General features: G+C 40.8%; 4 protein-coding genes. All 4 read right to left on the bottom strand.

Annotation, left to right across the window (positions count from 1 at the left end; genetic code table 11):
- A partial coding sequence (locus ACP6PK_RS10635; RefSeq protein ID WP_426559581.1) for a hypothetical protein occupies positions 1–491 on the bottom strand: 491 nt, incomplete at its 3' end.
- Between the two features lie 126 nt (positions 492–617).
- Positions 618–767: a hypothetical protein gene (locus ACP6PK_RS10630; RefSeq protein WP_168186625.1), complete on the bottom strand. Its 150-nt coding sequence runs from the start codon at positions 765–767 to the stop codon at positions 618–620.
- Positions 768–811: 44 nt separating this feature from the next.
- Positions 812–1108 carry a hypothetical protein gene (locus tag ACP6PK_RS10625; protein WP_426559580.1) on the bottom strand — a complete coding sequence of 99 codons (297 nt, stop codon included), beginning with the start codon at positions 1106–1108 and terminating at the stop codon, positions 812–814.
- Positions 1047–1293 (bottom strand): hypothetical protein (locus ACP6PK_RS10620; protein WP_426559579.1); only part of this gene is annotated, 247 nt, incomplete at its 5' end. The genes ACP6PK_RS10620 and ACP6PK_RS10625, both read right to left, overlap by 62 nt.

The raw sequence follows: 1293 nt of genomic DNA, 5'->3' as shown, positions 1-1293 counted from the left end.
CCTAAATTTTTCCAGCCTGGTACTTGCCAATCTTCACCACAGATAACCAGACTGCCGTTAGTGCTACATCTCTTGTGTTGACCGTTGCATATGGGACAGTTATCAGGGAGTCCTGCTAATTTTCTTGTCTGTTTTAACCCCTCACGGGCGTTTGATTTGGTGTAACGAGAGTAGTAGCCGACTACAGCGGTATCGTATTTATCAATGCGTTGCAACTCCTGATACCCTACCCTTGCTGCTTTTTTAGCTTCTGCTAACTGCTTTCTGTGAGCGGTAAGAGCTTTTGCTTCTTCAGTAGACATATACCTTGCCTGGTCTACAGTCGGTACTGATTGAATGCCTTTCCAATTAGGAGTATGTTCAGGTGAAAATCGACCTAAAGCGCCACCTGTAATAATTTCATCTTTATTGATGGCATGATTGCCGTTCCCGATTGCAGATGAAGATTTTTCAGTAACTTCACCTTTAAAGTATTTACTCAGTAATCCCATAGTTATTGTTGTTTTGATTGCTTTGCTTGAATGTACTCGCTGTAACTAACGGTACTGAAACTAGCAAGAGTGCTAGCATTAAACCCGCCAGGAAGGCAGGCTCTATAATTGTGTTAACTCGTGTCTTCATCGCTTTTCTAAAGATGCTAGTTTGATTTCTACTTCGATTTCGGTGAAACCGCTCTTATTAAAGTCAATGGGTGATGAAATGATGTAGACGTGCTTACCTACGGTAATTTCAATGAAAACTTGCTGATAGTTTCTAGGTTTGTTCAAAATTCCGTAGGTGTTGCAGTCCAAGGTTTCGTAGGTTACAGCCATCATCCTATATGTGGAGCTGATGGTAGCCCTGGGAAAAACATAGATTCATCTAAATCCAATGATTCCAGTTTCTCATCCTTCTCTTTGAGGATTTTCTCTTGGATAATCATCCGAGCTTCTTCTTTATAATCAGTGAGGTATTTCTTGTAAGCGATACCCCATTCAATGGCATCTTTCCTCGCTTGGATGCGAGCGTTATCAGTATTATCGGATTGTGATTGCTTAATCGCATCATTAATTGACTGCTGTTGCTTCACATTCAACTGTTGTATAATTGCCCCGTTGTTCGTTGTCATAGGTGGTTGTTTCTCCTAATAAGTCAATGACTGTATTCAAGTGATAGACTGCTTGTGCCCTACCTCTAGTCGCTGCTAGGAAACGGTAAGCTACTATTGCTTCACAACTTTTGCGGTCGTAACCCTTGTCATATTTAAAGTGAGTAAACCCTTTAATCTGACATTGTGATAGTAATTGAACATCT

It is taken from the genome of Dapis hubbardiae BLCC-M172, assembly GCF_050016015.1.
Lineage (GTDB): Bacteria > Cyanobacteriota > Cyanobacteriia > Cyanobacteriales > Microcoleaceae > Trichodesmium.
This window is presented reverse-complemented; position numbering and strand designations above follow the sequence as displayed.

Bases quoted from the DNA above. Each gene is read 5' to 3' on its own strand.
- ACP6PK_RS10625 (WP_426559580.1), bottom strand. From the start codon at position 1,108: ATGACAACGAACAACGGGGCAATTATACAACAGTTGAATGTGAAGCAA.